Origin of the sequence: Eggerthella sinensis, from assembly GCF_003339815.1 — a bacterium.
In the GTDB taxonomy this organism is placed as follows: domain Bacteria; phylum Actinomycetota; class Coriobacteriia; order Coriobacteriales; family Eggerthellaceae; genus Eggerthella; species Eggerthella sinensis.
In genome coordinates this window covers 217170-241989 of the sequence record NZ_PPTT01000001.1, presented here as the reverse complement: position 1 = coordinate 241989, position 24820 = coordinate 217170, and the positions used below count along the sequence as shown (strand labels likewise).

Genomic DNA, 24820 nt, shown 5'->3' with positions numbered 1-24820 from the left:
AGGGTCAATGAAAGACAACGCAGGGGAGCGCACGTCCGTGCACGCTCCACATCGAGTGAAAGCGCTGGTGGTGCTGGTCACGGTTGCTGTGGTCATGGCGTTTGCAGCCTGGGGATGCAGCCCGAAGGCAAGCGACGGGGCCACATCCGCCGACACGAGCACGAAAACCGAGAGCGCCGACAAAGCGACCGGCGCGAAGGCCGGCGACGGCACCGACGAGCTGTCCGCGTTCAGCGGCTTCCCGACGGAGGGCCGCTTCGTCGACAACGTGGCCGCGCTGCCCGGCTTCTACAAGAACGCCGAGAAGAACGAAGCGAACGCGAAGGCCGAAACGCCGCGTCGCTACACCGACCGCAACGGCAACCTCGTGCAGCCGGTTCCCACGGATGAGCTGGGGTGGAACAACACGTACCTCGACGCCGACAACCGCGGGTGCACCTCGTGCCACACGCTGGAGAACGCGCTGATGAGCCTGCCCACGTACCATCGCCTGATCTTCTTCGGATATCCCACCGAGCAGAGCTATCAGAACTGCATCGCGTGTCACTCCGACTCGTACTCGGGTCACAAGCTGGCCGACGCCATCCACACGCTGCACATGAACAGCACCATGTTCGTGAACGACGACGAGGGCACCTGCCAGTCGTGCCACTACATCAACCCCGATACCGGCGTGTTCGACCGCTGGGACGAGGTGAAGTACAACCTGTACAAGGGCATCACCGACGTGCCGTCCGACGAGCTGAAGGCCTCGATCACGTACGACCAGACCACGCTCACGCCGGCCGAGAACCGCATCTTCAAAACCGTCAAGGACGAGCCGAGCGAATGGCTCACCGACGACACCAAGGTGGACACGTCCATCTACGAGAACTGGGTCATCTCCATCGACGGCGACTGCGAGAACCCCGTCGAGATGACGCTGCCCGAGCTTGAGCAGCAGTTCGGCACCGTGAAGCAAATCATGAAGATGGACTGCACCATCAACGGCGTGGGCCAGGCCACCATCATGCAGAACGAGGTGGAAGGCATCCCGTTCAAGGCCATCATCGACTACGCGAAGCCGAAGGCGGGCGCCAACGTGGTGAGCCCCATCGGCAGCGACGGGTACGACTACGCGCAGATGGGCATCGACTGGCTGCTGGAGAACGACGCCCTCATCGTGACGAAGATGGACGGCGAGCTGCTGGCTCCCTCGCAGGGCTACCCCTGCATGATCTGGGTGTACAAGACGTCCGGCGGCAACTTCACGAAGCGCATTTCCAACCTCACGTTCATGACGCTGCCCGAGGACAAGATCGACGCGCAGCTGTACGTGGGCCAGTTCACTGACGACCGCACGGGCGAGATCTACTCCAAGCCCAACAGCGGCATCCTGAACTATCCCACCGGCATCGTGCTGTCGGACGAAGAGGCGAAGACCGTGCACCTCGAGGGCTATGCCGACGCGTGGGACGAGCCCATCAAGAAGATGGAATTCTCCTTCGACCACGGCGCGACCTGGACGGTTGTCGATACGCCTGACAATAACGCGGATTTCTGGACGTATTGGCGGATGGACTTCACGCCGCCCGCGCCCGGCGCGTATCTGCTGGACATCCGCACTACGAGCGTGACGCCCGAGGGCGCCGACCGGGTGTGCCAGTACGACACCCAGTTCATGTTCACGGTAGAGTAGGGGGTACGATGATGAAAACAACGACGCAGTACGGTCGTGCCACGCTCTCTGCCCTCGCCGGATTCACTATGGTGGCGTCCATGGCCGCCACGCCGGTGGTGGCGTTGGCGGGCGAGCCTGCCGCCGATGGCGCGGCGGCTGCCGGCGGTACCGAGGCGTCCTCGCAGGGCACTGCGGTGGAAAGCTCGCAGGTCATGCCGGCCAACGTGGAGGGCACGTTCGCGTACGACCAGACCACGCTCACGTCCAACGACGTGATCAAGACGTTCTTCCAGCGCGTGTCGCAGGCCATCTGCGGCGCGACGGTGCCCCTCGTGGCCGACAATCCGCTGGGATGGCAGCTGTCCGTGACGGGCGACGTGGAGTCGGCGTTCACGGCTTCGGTGGGCGACCTTGCGAACGAGGAATCGGTCAACAAGGTGATGACCTGCACCTGCGGCGGCAACCCTGCGGGCGGGCGCGCCATCATCACCGCGGATGTGAAGGGCATTCCCGTGGAGCACCTGCTGTCGCGCGCCGGCGTGTCGGCGGAAGCGAACGCCGTGACGTTCGTGTCGTCCGACGGGACGCAGCAGACGTTTCCACTGGGATACGTGGTGGGGCGCCATGCGGTGCTCAGCTACGAGATCAACGACGAGGACCTGTCGGCCTCGGTCGGCGGCAACAACCAGCTGTGGATGACGAAGACGCCGGCCAACTACTTCGTGCGCGACGTCGTGGAGATCGTGGTGTCCACCGAGGCGGAGGCGCCCGAGGCGCCCGGCGTTGCCGACGAGCACCCCAACAGCCCGAATGCGGGCGTGCTTGCGGGGACGCAGGACTAGGAGGCGCGCCATGATCTCGCGCATGCAGGTTGACGTGGGCAAGCCCGTGACGTTCAGCGGCTACGCCGAAGACTACGGCAAGCAGATCGTGTCGGTGCAGTTCTCGCTGGACAGCGGGGCGCATTGGACCACGTACGACGTGTCCGATTCGGCGTCCGAGCTGTGGGTGCACTGGACGTTCTCGTACACGCCGCACGAGCCGGGGTTCTATCGCCTGCTCGTGCGTTCGGTGAACGGCGAGGGTGCGGCAAGCCCCCTCGCCGACGTGGCCGAATTCACGGCTGCCTAGCGTTTTGAAGACGGCCCGGGGCGTGTTCCCGGGCCGTCTGCTTTTGACCTTAAACCATGGGTTAACCCCTCATTTACCATAAATCCTTGCTGCGCTGCTACGGGGGGGGGGTATACTGTATTTATGAGCGAGCTGCTTTTTGATATGGTGACCGAATCCGAGATCCCGGCAGGGCTTGCCCGGGTGCGATACGCGGCGGACGCCATCGAGCCGCTGTACGCGAACGACGAATTCTTCGCCTTGCTCGGATACCGTCGCGACGGCGCGGACCGGTTCTATCCCCTCGACATTGTGCAATCGCGCGGGTGGCGCGCGTTCTGCGACGGCCTGCACGAACACGTCGGCGCCGGCGAGCGCGATTTCGAGATCGAAGTGAACCAGGAGACGGCCACGGGCGCTTTGCTGTGGACGCTGGCGCGCTGCCGCTACGATGCCGAACGCGCAACGGTGACGTGCCTCGTGCTCGACGTGAGTTCGTGGGTTGCCACGTCCGAGCGCCTGCGCATGAGCGAGGACGCGTTTCGCATTGCCGCCCAGATGAGCGGCAAGAACATCGCCACGTACGACCTGGCCACCCGCAGCCTCACCATGCAGGGCGCTGTGCAGGGGTGCCTGACGGCGCCGGCGTGCATACTCAACGTGCCCGACAGCCTTCTGGCCGACGGCATGGTGGCGCCCGAGCATATGGACAGCATGATGCAGCTGTATCGCGATATGCAGGCGGGCGTGCCGCGCGGGTCGACGATGCTGCGCATGAGGGACTACGACACGCGGTGCCTCCGCTGGTTTCAGGTGGACTACTCGCTCGTGTTCGACAGCGAGAACCGGCCGGTGTACGCCGTCGTCGCGTTCGGGGACACCACCGAGCAGCACGAGCGCGAACTCGAGCAGAAGGTGCGCGCCGAGCGCGATGCGCTCACCGGCGTGTTGAATCGCGCCACGTTCGAGGGTGCCTGCGAGCGGCTTATCGAGCATGCGGAATCCGACCATCATCACGCGCTCATCATGGCCGACCTCGACCGCTTCAAGATGACGAACGACCAGTACGGCCACGTCATGGGCGACCGCGTCATCATGGAATCGGTAGCGGGCATGACAAGCGCCGTGCGCGACGACGACCTCATCGGCCGCGTGGGCGGCGACGAGTTCATGGTGTGTTTGCGCGGCATCTCGTCGCGTGCGGTGGTGGAGGCTATCGCGCAGCGCATGTGCGTTGCCGTGCGCGAGGCCACCGACGCCGACGCCGATCAGCACGGGCCCGTGTCCATCAGCCTGGGCATTGCGATGTATCCCGACGACGGCGCCACGTACGAGGAGCTGTACCGCAACGCCGACAAGGCCATGTATCGCGCCAAGCGCCTCGGCGGCGGTTCGTACGCGTTCTTCTCCGAGGACGCGGCCGCGTCCTCGAGCGCGCGCGGGAGCGGGGTTGGCGCATAGCTGCACTCCCTGCGGCTATGCGCCAACCCCGGATACCCTGCTTTTCGCGCTCGCTACTCCCAGCCCGGCTTCCCCACGCCGCCCTGCTCGATGGTGTCGAGCAGCCCCTGCCGGTCGAACACGCCCACCTTGCGGTAGATATTGCTCACGTGGTGCTTCGCCGTGCCCTGCGCGATGGACAGCTCGTCGCAGATGTAGCGCACCGTGCGCCCGCGGGCCAGCAGCACGAGCACCTCGGCCTCGCGGTTCGTCAGGCGGCACATCTGCGCGATGGCGGCGCACTTCTGCTCGAGGCTCGCGTCCACGGCCTCGGCGCGCGATGTGGCGTACAGCTTCTGCACGTCGGTTTGCGTGAAGAACAGCATGCCCACCAGCACGAGCGCCAGCACCCCGACAAGGAACACCTCCGAGCGCACGGCCTCGGACCAGGCTGCGGACTGCAGCAGGTTGTCGGCCGCGAACGACCCGATGAGCGTGCCCGTGCGCGCGCAGAGGATGACCAGGCCGAACGACAGCGCCACGGGGATGCGCCCGCGAAACGCCACGTCGGTGGACACGAGCATCATGAACATATCGAGGCAGTACACGCCCATGATGACGAGTCCCGCGCCCAGGAATTTGATCGACGAGGGCAGCAGCAGAAGCAGGATGAGCCCGGCCACCATGGCCGGGATGACGGGGCGGTACAGCGCGATGGGCTCCGCCGATGAGGGCGCCACCACCATGGACAGCGTGATGGCGGCAAGCGCGCCGCCGGCCAGCAGCAACGTCTTCGCCATGAAGCTGTCGTCGCCCGCGCCGAACGTGTTCACCATGCCCTGCGACGCGCCGTACACCACGCTGATCACGAGAATGCACGCGAAGATGCGCCCGACGGGGATGCTGCGCACGTCGAGCGGCAGCACCGAGGGCTCGCGACGCGGCTCGCGCTTGCACGCCACGAGCACGACGGCCGACACGATGGGCAGCGCCGCGGTGAAAGCCACGGCCGCCGGGCCGGGCAGCGCGTAGGCGATGAAGAACAGCACGAACGCGAACGTGTACGACACGTACAGGTGACGTCCCACGCGGCCGGTGGCCAGCGCGCTCCACAGTTCGCCCCACATGATGAGCAACAGCGCGTTGCCCAGCGACAGCGACACGGTGCCGGCGAGAAACCATGCGAACCCGAGCGCGCCCGAGCCGAAGACGAGGGTGACGGGCAGGGCCACCGTGCCGACGGCGGTGAGGCCGCCCGCGGCGACGAAGCAGGCCGGGTGCGCGAGGAAGGGCGACAGCCGCCGCGACAGCGCCACCACCACGAGGTAGCCCACGGTGGTCAGCACGAGCACCCACAGCGTGGTGTTGCCCGCGAAGGGGTAGCGGTCGGTGGTGGGCAGCAGCACGTCGGTGCACATGCTGATCATCCACCAGGCTTGCCAGAATCCCAGCCCCAGTAAGCGCCAGCCGGAAAAGCTTGCGCGCTCGTCGCCTCGCTTCGTGTGCATCGGTGGTCCTCCCCATTCCGCATCCCTCGTTGCGTGTCTTCAAACCTAACAAACCCGGTCAGCGAGCGCAAGCGGGAAGCCGGGTAACCGGTATGGGCCACAGTGGCCCATGTTGGGGTTTCCGGCGAACATGGGCCACTTCGTTGGATGCGCCGCCGCGCTTGATCGGGCACGATGCGGGCAGAGCGAAGCGAGGGACTTCGCATGAGGGTTTCGCATGAACGGTATCAGGTTCATCACGACGAACGGAGGGGTTATGAACGAATTCACGAAGAGCGGGTTGTCCCGCCGCGCATTCCTCGGCTTGGGTGCGACGGCTGCGGTGGCGGCGGGCGCGGGCCTGGCGGGATGCTCGCCGGCCGCAAGCGCAAGCGGCGACGCGAAGGCCGACGTCGGCAGCGCCGCTGCCTCGGGCGACGCGCAGTACGCCTGGGAGGTGGCGCCCGAGCCCATCACCGACATCAAGCAGACGGTGGACACCGACATCCTCGTCATCGGCGCGGGCTTGGCCGGGTGCGCGTGCGCCGCGGCGGCGGCCGAGAAGGGCGGCAAGGTGACCGTCGTCGAGAAAACGTCCAGTTGGAACGGCCGCGGCGGCGGCTTCGGCGCCATCAACTCGCACTACATGGACGAGCTGGGCATCAAGGTGGACAAGGTGAACGCCAAGCAGCACTGGATTGCCCAGTGCGCCAGCCGCGCGAACGAGGACATGATCGTCAAGTTCTTCAACAACTCTGAAGAAGCCTCGAACTGGCTGCTGGCGAAGGCCGAGGCCATCGGCGGCTCGGCTATGGTGGGCGCGTTCTACAGCCACGACGACGTGTACGCCGAGCAGCCGGGCTACCACATGCTCATCCTGCCCGAGGATGCGGGCCTCACCTCGACGGGTTTCGCGGGCGCCGAGCTGTGCTACAACGACGCCGTGAAGGACGGTGCCGAATTCGTGTTCGATTCTCCCGCCGTGCAGCTGGTGAAGGACGGCAGCAAGGTGACCGGGTGCATCTGCGAGGGCAAGGACGGCTACGTGCAGTACAACGCCGCGAAAGGCGTGGTGCTGTGCACGGGCGACATCGGCGGCGACGCCGACATGTGCAAGGCGTACGCTCCCGTGTGCGCCGAGTACGGTCAGCCGCGCAGCCAGTACACGCCCGTCGGCGCGAACACGGGCGACGGCCATAAGATGGGCATGTGGGCCGGCGCGCAGCTGCAGGACCTGCCGCTGCCCACGATGATGCACCCGCAAGCGTTCTGCTGGTTCCACGGGCCGTTCCTGTTCGTCAACGACAACGGCGAGCGCTTCATGTGCGAGGACACGTGGGTGCAGGGCAAGTCGCTGGCCATCAACCGCCAGCCGAACGGCGAGGCGTGGTCCATCTTCGACGCGAACTGGCAGACCGATCTCGTGAACGGCCTGCCCTACGGCGGCGGCATGTTCTGGGATTCGTTCCGCCCCTACGGCAGCGACGTCTCGCTTGCGCCCGCGTACTTCGAGACGCAGATTCCCGAGTACATCAAGCAGGGCATCGCCTACGAGGCCGACACGCTCGAAGACCTCGCGAAGCAGATCGGCTGCGACGCCGCCACGTTCAAGGCAACCGTCGAGCGCTACAACGGCATGTGCGAGGCGGGCGAGGACACCGATTACTACAAGAAGCCCGTGTTCCTGACGCCGGTGAAGGAAGGCCCGTTCTACGCGCTCAAGGTGGGACCCGCCCTGCTCACCGTGGTGGGCGGTCTGCGCACGAACGTCGACTTCCAGTGCCTCGACGCCGAGGGCGCGCCCATCGACGGCCTGTACGCGCTGGGCAACGTGCAGGGCGACATCACCGCGGTGGACTATCCCATCAACGTTGCCGGCAACTGCCACGGCCGCTGCATCACCTACGGCTACCTGCTGGGCCACGAGCTGGCCGAAGCGTAGGGCCGCCGCGGCACGGCGCGCGACATCGCGCGCCGTGCCGAGTGCCGCAACCGAGTACCCATCCCGAGCCCTGCGCCCCCTCCCTCCCGGCGCAGGGCTTTCCCCGTATGTGGCAAGTTTTTTCGCGATTGCGGGGTTTCGGCAGCATTTTCTTCCCGATTTCGACGCAGCGGCACTGAGCGCCGCGCAAAACACCAGGTCGCGATATTTCGCCGGGCGGTATTCCCCCGCAATTCCCCGCAATCGCGAAAAAACTTGCCATTCGAGGGCCACCCAGCGATCTTGCCACCAGGGATCCAGCACCCAGCGATCCTGCGGAATGTTTCACGTGAAACATTTGTTCTTGCCGCGCGCCACGCTTCGCCCTCTTTATGCAGATCGCGCGCAACGTCGAGGTTTCCCGTTGACTTCTGGGGAAGTGCCCGTATACAATGCAAAGGTTCGCTTTCGAAAGCCCCGTGCATGCAGTGAGAGGCGGAAGCGCAAACAAGGGAGTCCAGACCTGAAGTTGCGCGTCGGCGTAGGAACCCGGCATCCGATTGACCTGCACTTTTGAAACCGATCATTCGCCGCATCGCGGTCGGCCCGGCATCGTTCGAGCCGCCAACAGGCGACGGAGACCCGCCCCGCACGGCGGGGTAGGACAAGATTTTTGGAGGAAGATAAGTGAAGACGTATTACGCGAAGCCCAACGAAGTTGAGCGCGAATGGGTCTTGATCGACGCTGAGGACCAGGTTCTCGGTCGCGTCGCTGCCAAGGCCGCTCAGATTCTCAAGGGCAAGCACAAGCCGACGTACACGCCGCATGTCGACACCGGTGACTTCGTTGTCATCATCAACGCGGACAAAATCCGCGTGACGGGCAACAAGGCTCAGGCGAAGAGCTACTACCGCCACAGCGGTTTCCCCGGCGGGCTGAAGTCCGAGACCTTCGAAGAGGCCATGGCGAAGCATCCGGAGCGCGTCATCGAGCATGCCGTCAAGGGCATGCTGCCGAAGAACACGCTCGGTCGCGCCATGGGCAAGAAGCTCAAGGTGTACACCGGTGCGGAGCATCCGCACATGGCTCAGCAGCCGCGCGAGATCAAGATGGAGGGTTAACCCATGGCAGGTGAAGCTTTGTACTATGGCACCGGCCGTCGCAAGAACGCTGTCGCTCGCGTGCGCCTCGTTCCCGGCACCGGCAAGGTTACGATCAACGGTCGCGAAGCGCTGGCCTACTTCGGCCGCGAAGCGCTCGTGAACTACGCGCTGACCCCGTTCAAGGTCACGGACACGACGGATCACTTCGACGTCATCGCCACGCTCAACGGCGGCGGCATCTCGGGTCAGGCCGGCGCTCTGCGTCACGGCATCTCCCGCGCGCTGCTGGCTGCCGGCGACTATCGCGGCGAGCTCAAGAAGGCCGGCTACCTCACGCGTGACTCCCGTATGGTGGAGCGCAAGAAGTACGGTCTGAAGAAGGCCCGCAAGCGTCCGCAGTTCTCGAAGCGCTAGGATCGCATTCGCGAACAGCACGTTTTCTGCAAAGCCCGTCTCCTCGGAGGCGGGCTTTTTTGCGCCCTGGCGAGGGGGTTGCTTCCGGTAGTTACTTTGAAGTGCGTTATTGCATCACCCGTTTTTCCTGTGGATACTAGGACTAAAGGAGCGCTTCAAAAGGAAGCGATGCTATTGGATTTGCCAGCTCGGTGATCCTCCGCCTTCTCTATAATCAAGCACGCTGTCCGTCGGATCGCTCGTTTAGGGAAGTAGGTCGTATGCTCGAGAAAATGGATGATTTAACCTCATGCTCGTTATCGTATGTCGCTTCGATATTGGGAGGTAAATGGAAGCCCTTTATCGTGTGGTACCTGAGCATGGCTTCCGGCAAGAGAGCGCGCTATAGCGAGCTGAGAAAAAGCATTCCGTATGACATCTCGCACAAGATGTTCAGCCAGCACCTCAGCGAGCTTGAACAGGTGGGCATTATCGAACGCATCGTGGTGGAGGTCAAGCCGCTGCGCGTCGATTACCTGCTTACGCGCAAGGGCGTCAGCTTCGCGAACGTCCTCTATTTCATACGCGACTGGGGCGCCGCGTACGGAGGGTTCTCCGCGGAAACGCTGCTGCGCACGAAGGGCACGATGGGCGATGGCGTGCTGGTGTACGACACGGCAAGCGATGACCCTCATGAAGGGGCCGGTGAGCGCATCATCTGGCAATTCGATCCCACGGCGTTCACCGTGCGCGGCAGCACGTGCGAAGGCGATTGCGCGCAGGACGAATAACGAGCGAGCAAACGCCGCATCCGTTTCGTGCGCCCTTCATCAGGTTGCCGTCTCACTTCCAGGTAAGAAAGGCACTTTTAAGTGCATTCTTGCACCCTTCTCCGCTCGTCAAGAGAATACGAGGTAGGAACCGCATCTCGAAGTGACCTGCGGTGCAAGGACTGGGGCACGTTTTGGAAAGGGTGATCGGCATGATTTCGAGAATCAACTTGCTCAAACGCAAAGAGGGTCTGACCGAGGAAGAATTCGCTGCGTATCTGACGCACGAGCATGCGGCGCTTCTGGGCACGATGCCGCTTCTGAAGGGCTGCGATACCAACGTGGTGGTGGACAACGAGCAGCGTTCGCCGTTCGACCGCGGCTCGACGGAAATCGACGGCTACACCGAGATGTACTTCGACAGCTACGGCGATATGGTGCGCGGTATGGCTGCCCTCGAAGATGCGCTCGCGGCGGATTACGCGCAGTTTGCCTCGTCCGACATTCCGGCGCTCGTGGCGGTGAAGAAGGTGGACACGCCGGTTCCCGCTTTCCTGGAAGACGTGAAGCTGATCAAGCGCATGTCGTTCCTTGGTCGCAAGGACGGCGTGAGCGCGGCGACGTTCCAGGACGAGTGGTGGCAGATGCATTCTGCGTTGGTTAAAACTATGACGGGTTACGCTGGCTACAATCAGAACCTGGTCATCGACCGCATCGTACAGGGGGAATCGGTGCCGTTCGAAGAGCTGCCCATCGAAGGCGTGGTGGAGTTCTGGTTCGAGAACATGAAGGCGTTCGACGAGTGCTACGGCACGCCGGCCTTCAAGCGCACGGGCGCGCATGGGGCGGAGTTCATCGACAATATCACAACCTATCTCGTGGAGTCGCAGCCCATCGCGATGACGCAGGCCTAGTCGATCCTCAGAGTGGCGCGCTTATCTTGAGCGCGCCACTCTACTGGGGGTTTCGAACATGATCGTCTCGGGCTTTTCAGGAGAGGGGATATCACATGGCGACAACTGCAAAGAAAAAGACTTCGTTGGCACGGGCCGTGTTCTCGGGGAGTCTTGGGAATATGCTGGAGTGGTTCGACTACGGATTGTACGGGTACTTCGCCGTCATCATTTCCAGGGATTTCTTCGTATCCGACGATCCCATCGTGGGACTCTTGCTGAGTTTCCTGGTCTTCGGAACGGGCTTTCTCGTCCGTCCCATCGGCGGCATTTTGATTGGCGCGTATGCCGACAAGCACGGAAGAATCAAAGCGCTCACCCTCACCATCATGTGCATGGGAATTTGCACCATGTGCATGGGATTGTTGCCCACGTACTCGCAGGTGGGCATCGCGGCACCTATCCTGTTGACGGTGCTGCGTCTGCTGCAAGGTTTGGCGACGGGCGGAGAATTCGGCTCTTCCCTCACGTTCATCGCGGAGTATGGAACGCCGAACAACCGCGCCTTCCTGGTGAGCTGGCAGCCCTTCAGCGTGGGGTGCGGTCTGCTGGTGGGCTCTGCGGCGGGGTTGCTCATCACCACGGTGCTGCCTGAGGCGGCGCTGTACGATTGGGGATGGCGCATACCCTTTATCTGCGGAATCCTGATTGCGATTTACGGCGTCCACATGCGCAAGAACGTTCCCGACTCGCCCGAGTTCCTCAAAATGAAAGAGGAGACGAACGAGGCGGAAGAGCCGCATACGCCGGTGAAGGATCTGTTCCTGCTCTACAAGAAGCCTATCCTGACGGTGATGGGGCTGCTGGTTGGCTCGAGCGCAACCTACTACCTGCTCATAACGTACATGCCAACCTACATTTCGCAGTTCATGCACACGTCGCTATCGAGCGCCTTCGTGGTGAACACGTCGGTCATCGCGATCAACCTGCTTTTGTGTCCCATCGTGGGCAAGCTCATCGACAAGGTGGGAAGGCGGAAGTGCCTCATCATTGGCTGCCTCGGGTTCCTCATCTTGTCCTATCCGGTGTTCGCGCTGCTGATCCAGCAAACCGATGCCGTGGTGATGATTGCTTTGCTGGGAGTGCTCATCGTGTTCCAGACGATTCTCGCGGTTGCCATCGCGGTTGTTTCGGCTGAGGTCTTTCCCACCAAGCTTCGCAACAGCGGCATCGGCTTTTCCTACAACCTTGCCGCGGCGATCTTCGGCGGTTTGGCGCCGCTTGCTGCAACGGCGCTCATCGCAGCCACGGGGAATCAGCTGTCCATCACGTACTTGATTTTGGGCTCTATCCTCATCACGTTCTTGACCACGGTGTTCCTTTTGAAGGGATTCTACGCCAAGGGCAAGTAAGGGAGCTATCCGGTGCGGGGAGCGCGGGAGGGCGTCACCTTCCGAGCTCCCCGTCCTTCGAGATGTCGGTCAGGTGGGAGTGGGGACGAGAGGGGCGGCATGGGGAGTCTCTTTCGCATGATGAGATGCGTGGCCACCTTCTGGTTGGGCGTCAGCTATATCGCGAACGCGTTTCTGAAGGTGCCGCTCATCGACGATCTAAACGTGGTGCTGATGGCGGCGGTTGTCGTGCTGAGCCTGGTGGCATCGACGGGTTCGTCGCGGATGATCGGGGCCGTGCTGCTTTCGCTCGGCATCACCGTGCTGGTGTATGCGCACGCGCCCCTCGACGTGTGGAAGCAGGCATTGCAGGAGAATGCGTATCTCATCGTCATGTTCATCATGATTCCGCTGCTGGGGATTCCGGTTCAGCACGGGGGATACAGCGACTCGTTGCGCGAGGTGTTCGTCCGGTACGCGCACACCAACACGCGCTACTATGCGGTGGTGAGCGGCATGGCGGCCTTGATCGGCGTGCTGTTGAGCATTGCGGCGGTTCCGCTGACGTACGAGGTGTCTCGAGCGAGCGGCCGCAGTGAGAACAAGAAGCTTTTGAGTACGGCTCTCAGCAGGGGGTTCACAACCTGCATGATATGGGCGCCGACATCGGCGACCATTGCATTGGTGGTTCAGGTGACGGGCGTCGACTGGGTGGCCTTCTTTCCCTTCGCCCTCGCGTGTGCGGTTGTTGCCGAAGCGGTGGGAGTCCTCATGGCCGACAAGCGTCCTTCGCAGGTGGTGGACGAGCCAGTGGGGGAGTTCGATCTGCGAAAGGGCATGGAGCTCTGCGTGTTCGGCTTTCTGCTGATCGCTTTGGTCATGGTTGTTTCTCGGTTCGGCGGGCTCTCGATCATGCTGGTTGTTGCCATGGCGTCGCTCGTGTGCCCCGTCGTATGGATGACGCTCATCGGGCGATTTCCCACCTACGTGCGGGAGTTCAGGGACGAGTACGTCAAGAAGAAGCTTCCTCAGGTGAAGAACCAAATCGTGCTGTTCGCCGGGGCGGGGCTGTTTGCGCAGAGCATCGGGTATTCCCATGGGGGCGATGCCCTGGCCGGGGTTCTCTTGCAGCTCGCCGGGCAAAACGTGGTGGTGCTCACCGTTGTCATCGTTGGCATCACGCTTGCCACTTCGGCCGTTGGCGTGCACCCCATAGTGGTGATTGCCGTGGTGGGCGGGGCGTTGAGCGCCGCGGAGTGCGGCGTGACGCCCATCTACTTGGCGCTTGTGTTCTCGATCAGCTGGGCGATGGGCAACGCGCTGTGCCCTGCGTCCGCGAACGTCATAGCCGTTGCCGACATGGTGGGGCAATCGCCCGTCAAGGTTGGCTTGCGGTGGAACGGGCCCTACGTGCTGGTGGCGACAACCGTGTTGGTTGCGGGGCTCACCTTCGCGCGCATGGCTGGACTGTTTTAGGTGCGTTGGCCAGGGGGTATCGCTTACTTTTTAGTGCCCTGGTGACTTTAAAGTGCGTTATTGAGGCCGGTTTGGAATACCCATAGTATGCGGTTTGAAAGGTTCGCGAACCGCAGGGGATCGTCGAAGCGCGTTGCTCGTTCGAACGCTCGATTCAGGGAGGATGGTCGTCATGATCAGCAGATGCGGATTGATGCAGAAAAAAGAAGGCATGGACATGGAGGAGTTCAAGGATTACTGGCTGAACGTCCATGGGCTCATCGCAAGCACGATGGCGAATTTGCGCCAGTACGATCAGCATGTCGTGGTTGAAAACGAGCATCGCTCTGCTTGTGCTCAGGGCCCGGTGATGATCGACGGATACTCCGAGCTGCAATTCGACAGCTACGGCGACATGGTCGAGGGCGTGGCGTCGCTGCATGGTGAGGGAGCGAACGACGTTCCGATGTTCGCCAACCCTCACTGCCCGATTCTCGTGTTGACCAAGCGCACCGTCATGAAGATTCCCGCGTACTTGCAGGGGAAGAAGCTCATACAGTGCGTGTCGTTTCTGGGTCGCGCTGACGGCGTGAGCTCCGAGCGCTTCGCCAAGGAGTGGTGGAACATCCACGACCACCTCGTGCACACCATTCCCGGATGCGTGGGCTGCAACCAGAACCTCGTCATCGACCGCATCGACGGCGGCGTCTCCGTTTCATACGACGAACTGCCGGTTGAGGGCATGGTGGAGCTGTGGTTTGAAACGCCCGAGGCGCTCGACGAGTTCTATGCGTCGCCGGAGTTCGCACGCGCGTCCGTGCACCGCGCGGAGTTCGTTGGGGCGATCAATACCTACCTGACCGAAACCTACCCGGTTGCCCTGCCTTCCGCTTAAGGGTCGAGCATCTGTTCGCGCACGACACAACGTTTAGTACCGAAGCAAGAGGAAAAGGATTGAAGATATGAGAGCGTATGAGAAGTTGCTCGAGCCGATTACCGTCGGCACGCATCAATGGCGAAACCGCATGGTCAAGGCGCCGTCGTCCGCGATGTCGTGGGACCCGGGCCAGTTCTGCAATGACCGCATCATCGGCCTGTACGACGCGATTTCCAAGGGCGGTGCGTCGGCCATCATCTTGGGAGGCATGATCTGCGACGATCCCGCCACCCTGATCGACGATGCCGACGGCGGCGTCTACACCGTGGAAACCTACCCGCTCGGCGGCCTGTACGACGACAAGTTCATCCCTGGTCTTTCCCGGTTGGCCGATGCCGTGCATGACAACGGGTGCGAGCTCATCGCGCAGATTTTCCAGAACGGTGCCGCCATCAAAACCAAGGGCGGGGCATGGTGCTCGTCGACGCTGAGCGCCGAGGAGCTGCCGAGCCCCGAGCCGTACTGCAACCCTACGCGCGGCCTGTCGCTCGAGGAGATCGCGGCGTTCAAAGAGCGCTATTTCGCCGCCGCGGAGCGCGCCAAGAAGGCCGGGCTCGACGGTATCGAGGTGCACGCGGCAAACGGTTACTTCCTGCTGAGCTTCGCGTCTCGCGTGTGGAACCATCGCGACGATCAGTACGGCTGCCAGTCCATCGAGAACCGCACGCGCCTTGCATGCGAGATCATCCGTGGCGTGAAGGAGCGCTGCGGCGAGGACTTCATCGTGGGCGTGCGCACGAACGGCCAGGAATTCGGCCATCCGGACGCCATCACCATCGAGGAGGGCGTCGAAATTGCGCAGAGCTACGATGCCGCCGGTGCCGACTACATTAGCGTGACAGGGTACGGCTACGGTCCCGTTCCCATGCAGTTCGCGGTTGATTACTGGATGTATCCCTCGCCCGACGAGGATATGAAGCAGTACCTCGATCGCCTCGACGGCGAGGGCCTGGTGGTTCCGCCCGCCGCCGCCATCAAGCAGGCGGTATCGGCTCCCGTGTTCGGCGTCGGGTTCGCCACGCCCGAGAAGGCCGAAGCCGCGCTTGAGAAGGGCGCTATCGACCTGGCCATGTTCGCTCGTGGTTTGTGGGCCGACCCCGACATGCCCAACAAGCTTGCCGAAGGGCGCCCGCAGGATATCCGCCGCTGCAACCATTGCGCGACGTGCGACGAGCTGCACATGAACGCGACGCCCCATCGCCGTTGCCGCGTGAACCCCGCGTTTTTGCAGGAGAAGGACATGGCCGTCGTGCCCGCTGAGACCAAGAAGAAGGTGCTGGTGGTGGGTGCCGGCGCGGCAGGGCTCGAAGCGGCGCGCGTGGCGGCGGAGCGCGGTCATGAGGTAACGCTGTGCGAGAAAGAATCGGTACTGGCCCTTGAGCTCAACCTGGCAACCATGGTGAAGGGCACCGTGTGCGAGAACGTGCCCGCGCTCATCGACTGGCTGACGTCCCAGGCTAAGAAGACGCCGGGCCTCACCATCAAGACGAAGACCACCGTGACGCCCGACTTCGTGCGTGCCATGAAGCCCGATGCCGTCATCGTTGCAACCGGCGGCGTGTACGGCGTGCCTGAGGTGCCCGGCATCGACCTAGGCATTGTTTCCACGGTTCCGCAGCTGACGCGTCTGGCCGAGAAGCCGCTCAAGCTGTTCGGCGCGAACGCCATCAACAAGCTTTCGCAAATCGCCCTGCCGGGCATCGGCAAGAACTGCGTCGTGCTGGGCGCGCAAATCGAGGGCGTGCAGGGGGCCATCTTCCTGCGCAAGCGCGGCAAGAACGTCACCGTGCTGGAAGACCTACCCACGATGGGCGAGGGAATGCCGCCACGGTACAAAAGCAGGTCGCTCGCGTGGTTGCGCAACCACGACGTGGAGATGATCACGGGCGTGGAGTACCGCAGCATCGACAAACGCGGCATCACCTACGTCAAGGACGGCGAGGAGCGCTACCTCAAGGCTGACAGCATCCTCGTGTTCAAGTCGCCCGGATCGGGTTTGAGCCTGTACGACCAGCTCAAAGACCTTGCTCCTGAGGTGTACGCCATCGGTGCCTGCCAGGGGCCGGGCTCGACGCTCATGGTGGACGCGGTGGGGCAGGGCAGGGCCGTAGCGGTGCAGCTGTAATCGCGAGACAAGGGAGAGGAGGGTCGGATGACGCACTACGAAACGCTTTTGTCTCCGATTGAGATAACGCCGAAGTTCGTGTTGAAGAACCGCATGATCAAAGCTCCGCAGTCGTCGTGGCGGTGGAATGCCGATTGCACCGCCGACGGCAGCGACGCCATTGCCATGTACGAGAACATGGCCGAAGGGGGCGTGGCGGCCATCGACGTTGCGGCTCTGCTGTGGGAACCCGCGGGCGGCATCTATCTGGGTGCCTACGATGACAAGTTCATACCGGGCATGCTCGAGCTCAACGAGGCCGTTCACAAGCACGGGTGCCTCACCATCGGGCAGCTGCACCACATTGGTCCTTCTGCCGGCGAGACGCCGGACGGGCTCCCTCCTATCTCGTCGTCGACGCTGACCGCCGACGAGATGCCGGTTCCGGAGCCGTGGTGCCATGCGCCGCGCGGCCTGACCATCGACGAGATACACGAGAAGCAGCGCCTGCAAATCGAAGCGGCTGTGCGGTTGCAGAAGGGAGGGTTCGATGCCGTGGAGGTGCACGTGGCGCACGGATACTTCCTCAACAGCTTCGTGAGCCCCCTGTGGAACAAGCGCGACGACGAGTACGGCTGTCAGAACGTCGAGAACCGCACGCGTATCGTACGCGAGATCATCGAGGGCATCCGCGAGGCGTGCGGCCCCGACTTCGTCATCGGCTGCCGTCTCAACGGGCGCGAGTTCCACCCGACGAAGCAGGGCATCACGGCCGAGCAAGCCGCCGAGAACGCTCGCGCCTTCGTCGAGGCCGGCGCGCAGTACATCAGCATCGCGGGATACGGATACGGTCCGACGCCGTTTCGCTACTGCCCCGACTACTTCCCCTATCCGGACCCCGACCCGTTCATGGATCCCTATATGGACGAGTACCGCGGAGTGGGTTTGTGGACGGCTGTCGCCCGTCAGATCAAAGATGCGGTGGACGTGCCGGTTATCACGGCGGGCCGCATGGACGAGGAGCTGGCGGAGCACGTGCTCGAGGCCGGCGATGCCGACATCGTCGCGTTGGGCCGCACGCTGTGGGCCGATCCCTGGTTCGCGCGGAAGGTGGAAGAGGGTCGCATCGACGAAATCGTGCGTTGCACGCGCTGTGCAAGCTGCGAGGATCCAGTGACGCAGCCGCGCATCTGCCGCGTGAACCCCACCTTGGGTCAGGAGCGGCAGCTTGCGGCGAAGCCAACTGAGCGCGCGAAGCGCATCATGGTGGTGGGAGGCGGTCCTGCGGGCATGGAGTGCGCCTGCACGCTTGCCGAGCGGGGGCATGATGTGACGCTGTACGAGAAGTCCGGCGCGCTGGGAGGCCGTGTCAAGCTGGCGGCCATGATCAAGAGCGGCGGATGCGAGGAGGTCATGCACATATTCGACCACCTTACCGCCGCGGTTGACGCATCCTCCGTCAAGGTGAGGCTCAAGTGCGAGGTGGACGAGCGGCTCATCCGCCAGGAGGCTCCCGACGCGGTGGTGGTGGCCACGTCCTCGCCGTATTACATTCCCGACATCCCCGGCATCAACCGGAAGAACGTCTTCACCATTCCGATGATGTCGAAGCTTGCGCAGGTGCCCCTCAAGATGTTCGGACCCGACAAGCTGGCATCCATGAGCGAGAAGTTCTTCCCCGTGGGAAAGAAGATTGTCATTTGGGGCGCCGGGGCCGAAGGCGCGCAGTGCGCCGAGTTCATGCGCAAGCGCGGCAAAGACATCGTGCTCGTGGCCGAAGACGAGGACGTGGGGGGTCTGATTCCCGTCAAGTACAAGGAGCGAATTTCGCCGTGGTTCGATCGCAAGGGCGTTTGCGTGGTGCGCAACGCGACGGTGGCCGAATTCGGCAAGCAGGGGGCGCTTCTGAGGTTTGCGAACGGTGACGAGGAGCTGGTGGCGTGCGATTCCATGATGGTCATGCTGCCCGAGTGCCGCGATGCGACGTTCTTTGAGATGGCATCGTCGCTTGTTCCCGAGGTGTACGAGATCGGTTCGACGCTTGGCGGCGAGAACGCGTTTCTCAAGCATGCGTTCGCCGACGGCCGGCGCGTGGGCTGTCTTCTGTAGGGGCATCATCCCGTGTCCCGGCGCGTTGACGTACGCGACGCGATGGGGCACGGAGTGCATGAATAAGCAGGATCATATTTCGAAGGTCAACAAGGAGGTAGAGTATGTCAGTTAAAACGTATCGCCGCGGGGTCATTCTGATCTGCGCGGCCCTGTGCGGCGCGCTGACAGCGTCATTGAATATCTGGAGTATCTTCCAGAAGCCCCTGATGGAAGCTTACGGCTTTTCACCTCAGTCGGTGTCGTTCGCCTACACCATCGTCATCGCCATGATCGGCCTGAGCGGTCCCATCGGCGGATGGCTGCAGCGCAAGGCGCCTGCGCATATCATCATGACCGTTGCCGGCATCGGTTTCGGCCTGGGCTGGTTCTTGACGGGCTTCGCCAGCAGCATCCCGGTGCTCTACGTGACGTTTGGCATATTGGTGGGCGTGTGCGACGGCATTTGCTACAACCTCGCCCTCGCCATCGCAACGCGGTGGTATCCCGACAAGCGCGGCTTCGCCAATGGCGTGGCCCTGGCTATCATGGCCATCTATCCGCTGTTCACGGCTCCGATGGGCAACATGATCATCGAGAACTTCAACGTGAGCATCGCCTTCAACATCGTGGGCGTGTTCTGCATCGTCGGCTTCATCGTCCTCTCCCGCTTCCTCAAGATGCCTGCGGCCGATTTCCAGCCCGAAGGCTGGACTCCGCCGGCTGACAGCGACGTGAAGCGCGTGAAGAACTACACGTCCGGCGAGATGTTGAAGACCCCGTTCTTCTGGACGCTGCTGCTGTTCTTCGGCACCGTTGCCTGCACCGGCTGCGTGATGCTGTCCACGGTATCGCTGGTGGGGCAGGTTCAAGCCGGCATGGATGCCGCGATGGGCGCGCTGATGGTGGGCATCTTCGCCATCGCCAACGGCACGGGCCGCTTGGGGCTCGGTGCCATCTCCGACAAGTTCGGACGTTTCCAGACCATGTTCGTTGCCGTTGCGGTGACGGCGGTCATCCACCTGTTCCTGTTCGCCAATGCAACCAGCACCATGATCTTCATCGTCGAGGCGTGTCTGCTGGGAATCTGCTTCGGCGGCATCATGGCCATCATGCCGTCGGTGTGCGCCGATGCCTACGGTCCCGGCAACGCAGGCCAGAACTACGGCTTCATGTTCATCGGCTACACGCTTGCCTCGTTCATCGGCCCGGTGGTTTCCGCCAACGCGCTTGCCACCACGGGCAGCTACAGCTCTGCCTTCCCGTTCCTCGGCGCGCTCTGCATCCTCGGCCTTGTGCTGCTGTCGCTGGCGTGGATGTTCTTCAAGAAGATGAAAGCCAAGGACGCCGCGGAAGTGTAACCACGCGTAGTGCCTGGTCGAAGGCTACTTACCACAAGGTTAGTTGGGTACTTTCAAGTACGTTATTGAAGGTGCCCAACCGCTACCGGATACTAAAATTCCCGAACGTTCTAAGGAAAGGGTAAGACATGATTTCCAGGATTAGCTTGCTGAAGTGTCGCGAAGGGGTTTCCGAAGAAGCGTTTCGCGATGGGATGATGGGCGCGGTGCACGACGTGATTGCCGCCATGCCTGAACTGCGTGCAGGTGAGATCAACTTCGTCACCGACCGTCAGCAGCGCTCCCATTTGGGTCGCGGCGCCATCGATATCGACGGGTTCATCGAGATGTTCTTCGACAGCTACGGCGACATGGAGGAGGCGTATCGTCAGTCGGGCGATGCCCTGCTGGCCGCTTTGGAGCCGCTTGTTGAGGAGCCTCTTTCCACGCTGGTTGCCGTGAAGAAGCGGGACACGCTTGTCCCGGCCTACCTCGACGGCAAGGCCATCAAGCGCGTGTCGTTCTGCGATCGCAAGGAGGGTGTCGACGCAGCGACGTTCCATGACGAGTGGTGGTACACCCATTCCCTGCTCGTGAAGTTGATGAGCGGGTACTGCGGGTACAACCAGAACCTCGTCATCGACCGCTTGGTGCAGGGCAAGCCCGTCCACTACGCCGACCTGCCCGTCGAGGGCATGGTGGAGTTCTGGTTCGAGGACATGGACGCCTTCGATGAGTGCTACAGCACGACGGGCTTCAAGCTTCGCGCGAGCGTGCATGCGGCCGAGTTCATCGGCACCGTGACCACGTACTTCGTCCAGGCCGTGCCCGTGGAGTTGAAGAAGTAAACGCAACGTCGGCCGCGCCGTGCCGGGAGGGCGGCGCGGCTGCTGTGTTCGGAAGGAGAGGTGGACATGAAGTCAGAGCGAGGGGCGTTTTTCGATAACGCCGTTGTTTCCGGCCCCGATCAAAAGGCGTTCGAGGAGAAGGTGTACGCCGAGGCGCAGGCCAAGCGTTGGCCGCGCGTTGCCGAGGGCACGGGCAAGTTTGAAGGCCAGGTTGCTATCGTCACCGGTGCCGCAGGCGGTCAGGGCGAGATGGAAGCCAAGATGATCGCACAACAGGGTGCCAAGGTGTACATGGCCGATATCGAAGAAGAGGGGCTGAAGCGTGTCGAAGCCGCCATCGGTGCCGACGGTGGGGAGGCCGTGGCGTTTCCGATGGACGTTGCCGACGAAGACGCGTGGCAGGCGTTGGTCAAGAAAGTGCTCGACGAGAGCGGCCGCCTTGACGTGCTGGTGAACAACGCCGGCATGTGCCAAAACGGCACCGTGCTCACCGAGACGCGCGAATCGCTCACCCGCATCATGGACGTCGATTGCTGGGGCGTATACAACGGCATGCACTACTGTGCGCCCGCCATCATCGAAGCCGGCGGTGGCACCATCGTGAACACCTGTTCCTACCAGGGCACGCATTTCGGCCCGGGAAGCTTCATCGGCTACGCCATGGCGAAGGCCGCCGTCATGGGCATGACGCGCGCCGCCGCCACCGATCTCGGCACCTACGGCATTCGCGTCAACGCCGTGAGCCCGGGCCTCGTGCTTTCCGGCATGACCATGCCGCGCGGTCAGAACCGTGCCGGCCTTGTGGACGCGTCCTCCATGAAGCGCTATGCGCTTCCCGAGGAAATCGCATCGGTGGTGCTGTTCCTCGCGTCCGACGATTCCAGTTTCATCAACGGCGAGTTCATTGCTGCCGACGGCGGTGCCACAACGTATCTGCACCTGGCAACGGCCGACAAAAAATAGCGGTTCGTGCGCCGCGCGGTGCGTGCCTCGCAGGCATCGCGCGGCATCCCATCAGAGAGAAGAGATGTACCATGGCTCGATTTGATAACAAGATCGTGCTGGTGACCGGTGCCGCGAACGGCATCGGACGATGCATGGTAGAGCGGTTTCTTTCGGAGGGCGTCGAAGAGCTGGTGGCGGTGGATATCGAGGTGGACACGCTTGAGCGGGCATTCGGCGACGAGGCCCGCGTGCACACCATCGCGTGCGACATCACCGACTACGATGCCGTTCATCGCATGGTCGATGAGGCGGTGGAGCGGTACGGCCGCATCGATATCCTCATGAACAACGCCGGTATCAGCATCAAGGACGGCGAGAAGTACGGCATGCTCACGTGTCCCAAAGAGGCGTGGGATCGCGTGGTCACCACCAACCTGAACGGGTCGTTCTACGTGGCGCAGGCCGTCGCTCAACGCATGGTTGAGAAGAAGACGAAGGGCGTGATCGTCAACACGTCTTCGAACACCTTCCGCTTCATTCCGAAGTACCTGGGGGCCTATCCTGCCACGAAGGCCGCCATCGCCATATTCACCAAACAATTCGCCAAAGAGCTTGCCGAGTACGGCATTCGCGTCAACGCGTTCGGGCCGGGCACGACGAAGACCCGCATGAGCGAGCCGACGCGCATGAATCCGGAGATGAACGAGCAATTCCTGAACGACATTCCCCTGCATCGCTACGGCGAAGTGCGTGAGGCCGTGGACGCGGCGCTGTTCCTTGCTTCGGAGGAGTCGTCGTTCATGCTGGGAGAGATCATCTTCGAAGACGGCGGGCAGAGTCTTTAAACGTACGAATACCAAGCGATGATCAAGGAGGAGATCATGGAGAAGCAGCGATTCATCGACAAGATAGCGCTCGTTACCGGCGGTGCCAACGGCTTGGGGCGCGGCATGGTGGAGCAGCTGGTGGAAGAGGGCGCGCAGGTTGCCATCTTCGACATCGAGGACGATACCATGGAAGAGGTGTTCGGGGACAACGACCGCGTGTACTGCCTGCACTGCGACGTTCGCGACTACGACCAGGTGCAAGAGGGCGTGCGAAAGGTCATCGACCGCTACGGGCGCATCGACGTGCTCATGAACAACGCCGGCATCTGCCATCGCGAGCCGTTCCTGGAGTGCAGCAAGGAAGGGTGGCTCGACGTGATGGCCACGAACTTGAACGGCGAGTTCTACGTCGGGCAAGCCGTTGCGCGCACGATGGTGGAGCTGGGGGTGCAGGGCGCCATCGTCAACACGAGCTCGAACAGCTCGCGCAAAACCATCGGCGGCATCACCCCGTACTGTCCTTCGAAGGCCGCCGTCAAAATGCTCACGCAGGTGATGGCTCTCGAGCTTGCGAAATACGGCATCCATGTGAACGCCATCGGCCCCGGAACGTCGAAGACGCGCATTGCCGCCGGCACCATCAACGATCCGGAGCGCAGCGCCGCGTTCTTGGCGAAGATGCCGTTCGGCCGCTACGGCGAGATCCGCGAGACGGTTGACGTCGCCCTGTTCCTGGCCTCGGAAGACGCATCGTTCATCACCGGCGAGACCATCTACAACGAAGGCGGATTCAGCCTGACCTAGCACCGGGGGAGGGAAACCATGGCAACACTCGAAGAGTTGGAGAGGCGCATCGAAGCTCAGGAAGACCTGCGGGCCATCGAGCGCTTGCAGGCGACGTATTGGGACACGCTCGACGCGAAGGACTGGGAGGGCTTGCGCGCTTGCCTGGTTGAGGACTTCGTCTTCGTCAACAACACGACGGGCGGGCGCCACGAGGGGCGCGAGGGGATGCTGTCCACGATGCGGGCCAAGTTCGCCGAGGGCGTCACGTCGAGCCATCAGGGCCATCACCATTGGATCGAACTGACGGGCGAGGGAACCGCCGTCTCCCATTGGTCCTTGGAGGACGACCTGTACGATGCGCGCCGCGGCGGCGAGTTCGTGGGACGCGCCCATTACGACAACGCGTACGTGAAGATTGACGGGCGGTGGTACTTCACCGAAATGTCGCTGACATACCTTCGCGGCGAGGCTGACATCAAGAAATGCTCCGAGGACTGCGCCAGCGCGTACCAGGTGTTCATGATGTAGCGGCAGTTTCGCGCTGAGCGGGTTTGGAAAGGAGAGCACTTTGCTGGTACGGTACGGATTGCTCAAGAAGAACGACGGCTTAACCCAGGAATCATTCGCGCATCATTGGCTGCATGTCCATGGGCCCCTTGCCGCGGGTATGAAGAACCTGGAGGTCTACAACCAGAACCTCGTGGTTGACCGCGCGCACCGCCATCCCATCGGGGGCGGTGGCATCGACCTTGACGGGTTCTCCGAGCTTCACTTCGAGACGTATGCGGCCATGCTCGAGGGCGTTCGGTCGCTCGATGCCGAAACGGGAAATGCCTTGCTCGATGACGCGGAGGTTCTGCTGCAGAAACGCCTGTGCGACATCCTCGTGTGCTCGCGCACGGTGGTGCGCGAGGTTCCCCCGTACCTGCGCGGCAGGAACCTCATCCATGGCGTGTGGTTCCTCGGCAGGGCGAGCGGCGTGAGCGCTGCGGAGTTTCAGCGGGCATGGTGCTACGCGCATGCCAGGCTCTCGGAGACGGTCCCCGGTCCTGTGGGCCATCGCCAAAACCTCGTGATCGACCGCTTCGTTGACGGGAAACCCGCCGCTCATGAGCAGCTTCCGTGCGATGGCGTAGCGGAGTTCTTCTTCGAGGACGAAGATGCGCTCCGCTGCTTCTCCGATGCCCCGGAGTTCCGGCGGCTGGCATCTCACGGGGCGGAGTTCATCGGTTCCGTCGACACGTACCTGGTTGAAACCCATCCGGTGGTGGACGGGTCGGCGCTCGGCGGATACTGCTGGTAAATTCGTACGGGCCCCTCT

Annotated in this window: 22 protein-coding genes; 21 read left to right on the top strand and 1 reads right to left on the bottom strand. The window is 62.7% G+C overall.

Features of this window, described 5'->3' with window-relative positions; genetic code table 11:
• Nucleotides 1-7 precede the first annotated feature (7 nt).
• The 4 genes from C1876_RS00930 (at nucleotide 8) to C1876_RS00915 (ending at nucleotide 4231) form a co-directional block, all read left to right on the top strand.
• Nucleotides 8-1678 carry a molybdopterin-dependent oxidoreductase gene (locus C1876_RS00930; RefSeq protein ID WP_114544845.1) on the top strand — a complete coding sequence of 557 codons (1671 nt, stop codon included), beginning with the start codon at nucleotides 8-10 and terminating at the stop codon, nucleotides 1676-1678.
• An 8-nt stretch (nucleotides 1679-1686) separates the two neighbouring features.
• Nucleotides 1687-2502, top strand: a complete 816-nt coding sequence (locus C1876_RS00925) for a molybdopterin-dependent oxidoreductase (RefSeq protein WP_244909981.1) — start codon at nucleotides 1687-1689, stop codon at nucleotides 2500-2502.
• Between the two features lie 10 nt (nucleotides 2503-2512).
• A complete protein-coding gene (locus C1876_RS00920) occupies nucleotides 2513-2791 on the top strand; it encodes a molybdopterin-binding protein (RefSeq protein WP_114544844.1) in 279 nt (92 codons plus the stop codon).
• 123 nt (nucleotides 2792-2914) lie between these two features.
• Nucleotides 2915-4231: a GGDEF domain-containing protein gene (locus tag C1876_RS00915; RefSeq protein WP_114544843.1), complete on the top strand. Its 1317-nt coding sequence runs from the start codon at nucleotides 2915-2917 to the stop codon at nucleotides 4229-4231.
• 53 nt (nucleotides 4232-4284) lie between these two features.
• Here the strand turns inward: C1876_RS00915 and C1876_RS00910 are convergent, their stop codons facing one another.
• Nucleotides 4285-5718, bottom strand: a complete 1434-nt coding sequence (locus C1876_RS00910; RefSeq protein WP_114544842.1) for a response regulator transcription factor — start codon at nucleotides 5716-5718, stop codon at nucleotides 4285-4287.
• 256 nt (nucleotides 5719-5974) lie between these two features.
• On the opposite strand from C1876_RS00910, the gene C1876_RS00905 reads away from it, so the two are divergent.
• The 17 genes from C1876_RS00905 to C1876_RS00825 all read left to right on the top strand — a co-directional run bounded on the left by C1876_RS00905 (nucleotide 5975) and on the right by C1876_RS00825 (nucleotide 24802).
• The gene (locus C1876_RS00905) at nucleotides 5975-7639 is read left to right on the top strand and encodes an FAD-dependent oxidoreductase (RefSeq protein WP_114544841.1); all 1665 of its coding nucleotides are present in this window, start codon (nucleotides 5975-5977) and stop codon (nucleotides 7637-7639) included.
• A gap of 666 nt (nucleotides 7640-8305) precedes the next feature.
• Entirely contained in the window at nucleotides 8306-8740 is a 435-nt protein-coding gene (gene rplM / locus C1876_RS00900; protein ID WP_114544840.1) for a 50S ribosomal protein L13, read from the top strand.
• A 3-nt stretch (nucleotides 8741-8743) separates the two neighbouring features.
• Nucleotides 8744-9136, top strand: coding sequence for a 30S ribosomal protein S9 (rpsI, locus tag C1876_RS00895; protein ID WP_114544839.1), 393 nt, complete (start codon nucleotides 8744-8746; stop codon nucleotides 9134-9136).
• Nucleotides 9137-9396: 260 nt separating this feature from the next.
• Nucleotides 9397-9906 carry a winged helix-turn-helix transcriptional regulator gene (locus C1876_RS00890; RefSeq protein ID WP_114544838.1) on the top strand — a complete coding sequence of 170 codons (510 nt, stop codon included), beginning with the start codon at nucleotides 9397-9399 and terminating at the stop codon, nucleotides 9904-9906.
• 191 nt (nucleotides 9907-10097) lie between these two features.
• The gene (locus C1876_RS00885) at nucleotides 10098-10799 is read left to right on the top strand and encodes an EthD domain-containing protein (RefSeq protein ID WP_114544837.1); all 702 of its coding nucleotides are present in this window, start codon (nucleotides 10098-10100) and stop codon (nucleotides 10797-10799) included.
• A 95-nt stretch (nucleotides 10800-10894) separates the two neighbouring features.
• Nucleotides 10895-12190 (top strand): MFS transporter, encoded by a 1296-nt coding sequence (locus C1876_RS00880; protein ID WP_114544836.1) that lies wholly within the window; start codon nucleotides 10895-10897, stop codon nucleotides 12188-12190.
• A gap of 99 nt (nucleotides 12191-12289) precedes the next feature.
• Nucleotides 12290-13645 (top strand): C4-dicarboxylate ABC transporter, encoded by a 1356-nt coding sequence (locus C1876_RS00875; protein WP_114544835.1) that lies wholly within the window; start codon nucleotides 12290-12292, stop codon nucleotides 13643-13645.
• A 172-nt stretch (nucleotides 13646-13817) separates the two neighbouring features.
• A complete protein-coding gene (locus C1876_RS00870; protein ID WP_114544834.1) occupies nucleotides 13818-14519 on the top strand; it encodes an EthD family reductase in 702 nt (233 codons plus the stop codon).
• A gap of 67 nt (nucleotides 14520-14586) precedes the next feature.
• Nucleotides 14587-16686, top strand: a complete 2100-nt coding sequence (locus tag C1876_RS00865) for an oxidoreductase (RefSeq protein WP_114544833.1) — start codon at nucleotides 14587-14589, stop codon at nucleotides 16684-16686.
• 27 nt (nucleotides 16687-16713) lie between these two features.
• The gene (locus tag C1876_RS00860; protein WP_114544832.1) at nucleotides 16714-18774 is read left to right on the top strand and encodes an oxidoreductase; all 2061 of its coding nucleotides are present in this window, start codon (nucleotides 16714-16716) and stop codon (nucleotides 18772-18774) included.
• Nucleotides 18775-18878: 104 nt separating this feature from the next.
• Nucleotides 18879-20114 (top strand): L-lactate MFS transporter, encoded by a 1236-nt coding sequence (locus C1876_RS00855; RefSeq protein ID WP_114544831.1) that lies wholly within the window; start codon nucleotides 18879-18881, stop codon nucleotides 20112-20114.
• A 128-nt stretch (nucleotides 20115-20242) separates the two neighbouring features.
• On the top strand, nucleotides 20243-20941 hold the full coding sequence (locus C1876_RS00850) for an EthD domain-containing protein (RefSeq protein WP_114544830.1): 699 nt from the start codon (nucleotides 20243-20245) through the stop codon (nucleotides 20939-20941).
• 66 nt (nucleotides 20942-21007) lie between these two features.
• Nucleotides 21008-21904, top strand: a complete 897-nt coding sequence (locus C1876_RS00845) for an SDR family NAD(P)-dependent oxidoreductase (RefSeq protein WP_114544829.1) — start codon at nucleotides 21008-21010, stop codon at nucleotides 21902-21904.
• Between the two features lie 71 nt (nucleotides 21905-21975).
• Nucleotides 21976-22731: an SDR family NAD(P)-dependent oxidoreductase gene (locus C1876_RS00840; protein ID WP_114544828.1), complete on the top strand. Its 756-nt coding sequence runs from the start codon at nucleotides 21976-21978 to the stop codon at nucleotides 22729-22731.
• Between the two features lie 36 nt (nucleotides 22732-22767).
• Nucleotides 22768-23517 carry an SDR family NAD(P)-dependent oxidoreductase gene (locus C1876_RS00835; RefSeq protein WP_114544864.1) on the top strand — a complete coding sequence of 250 codons (750 nt, stop codon included), beginning with the start codon at nucleotides 22768-22770 and terminating at the stop codon, nucleotides 23515-23517.
• 18 nt (nucleotides 23518-23535) lie between these two features.
• Complete coding sequence (locus tag C1876_RS00830; protein WP_114544827.1) at nucleotides 23536-24027, top strand: nuclear transport factor 2 family protein; 492 nt, start codon at nucleotides 23536-23538, stop codon at nucleotides 24025-24027.
• A 40-nt stretch (nucleotides 24028-24067) separates the two neighbouring features.
• The gene (locus C1876_RS00825; RefSeq protein WP_114544826.1) at nucleotides 24068-24802 is read left to right on the top strand and encodes an EthD domain-containing protein; all 735 of its coding nucleotides are present in this window, start codon (nucleotides 24068-24070) and stop codon (nucleotides 24800-24802) included.
• The last annotated feature ends 18 nt before the right edge of the window (nucleotides 24803-24820 follow it).

Excerpts from the sequence above, each read along its gene's own strand:
- C1876_RS00930 (WP_114544845.1), top strand. The coding sequence starts at position 8 with ATGAAAGACAACGCAGGGGAGCGCACGTCCGTGCACGCTCCACATCGA.
- C1876_RS00925 (WP_244909981.1), top strand. The coding sequence starts at position 1,687 with ATGATGAAAACAACGACGCAGTACGGTCGTGCCACGCTCTCTGCCCTC.
- C1876_RS00920 (WP_114544844.1), top strand. The coding sequence starts at position 2,513 with ATGATCTCGCGCATGCAGGTTGACGTGGGCAAGCCCGTGACGTTCAGC.
- C1876_RS00915 (WP_114544843.1), top strand. The coding sequence starts at position 2,915 with ATGAGCGAGCTGCTTTTTGATATGGTGACCGAATCCGAGATCCCGGCA.
- C1876_RS00910 (WP_114544842.1), bottom strand. The coding sequence starts at position 5,718 with ATGCACACGAAGCGAGGCGACGAGCGCGCAAGCTTTTCCGGCTGGCGC.
- C1876_RS00905 (WP_114544841.1), top strand. The coding sequence starts at position 5,975 with ATGAACGAATTCACGAAGAGCGGGTTGTCCCGCCGCGCATTCCTCGGC.
- rpsI (WP_114544839.1), top strand. The coding sequence starts at position 8,744 with ATGGCAGGTGAAGCTTTGTACTATGGCACCGGCCGTCGCAAGAACGCT.
- C1876_RS00890 (WP_114544838.1), top strand. The coding sequence starts at position 9,397 with ATGCTCGAGAAAATGGATGATTTAACCTCATGCTCGTTATCGTATGTC.
- C1876_RS00885 (WP_114544837.1), top strand. The coding sequence starts at position 10,098 with ATGATTTCGAGAATCAACTTGCTCAAACGCAAAGAGGGTCTGACCGAG.
- C1876_RS00880 (WP_114544836.1), top strand. The coding sequence starts at position 10,895 with ATGGCGACAACTGCAAAGAAAAAGACTTCGTTGGCACGGGCCGTGTTC.
- C1876_RS00875 (WP_114544835.1), top strand. The coding sequence starts at position 12,290 with ATGGGGAGTCTCTTTCGCATGATGAGATGCGTGGCCACCTTCTGGTTG.
- C1876_RS00870 (WP_114544834.1), top strand. The coding sequence starts at position 13,818 with ATGATCAGCAGATGCGGATTGATGCAGAAAAAAGAAGGCATGGACATG.
- C1876_RS00865 (WP_114544833.1), top strand. The coding sequence starts at position 14,587 with ATGAGAGCGTATGAGAAGTTGCTCGAGCCGATTACCGTCGGCACGCAT.
- C1876_RS00860 (WP_114544832.1), top strand. The coding sequence starts at position 16,714 with ATGACGCACTACGAAACGCTTTTGTCTCCGATTGAGATAACGCCGAAG.
- C1876_RS00855 (WP_114544831.1), top strand. The coding sequence starts at position 18,879 with ATGTCAGTTAAAACGTATCGCCGCGGGGTCATTCTGATCTGCGCGGCC.
- C1876_RS00850 (WP_114544830.1), top strand. The coding sequence starts at position 20,243 with ATGATTTCCAGGATTAGCTTGCTGAAGTGTCGCGAAGGGGTTTCCGAA.
- C1876_RS00845 (WP_114544829.1), top strand. The coding sequence starts at position 21,008 with ATGAAGTCAGAGCGAGGGGCGTTTTTCGATAACGCCGTTGTTTCCGGC.
- C1876_RS00840 (WP_114544828.1), top strand. The coding sequence starts at position 21,976 with ATGGCTCGATTTGATAACAAGATCGTGCTGGTGACCGGTGCCGCGAAC.
- C1876_RS00835 (WP_114544864.1), top strand. The coding sequence starts at position 22,768 with ATGGAGAAGCAGCGATTCATCGACAAGATAGCGCTCGTTACCGGCGGT.
- C1876_RS00830 (WP_114544827.1), top strand. The coding sequence starts at position 23,536 with ATGGCAACACTCGAAGAGTTGGAGAGGCGCATCGAAGCTCAGGAAGAC.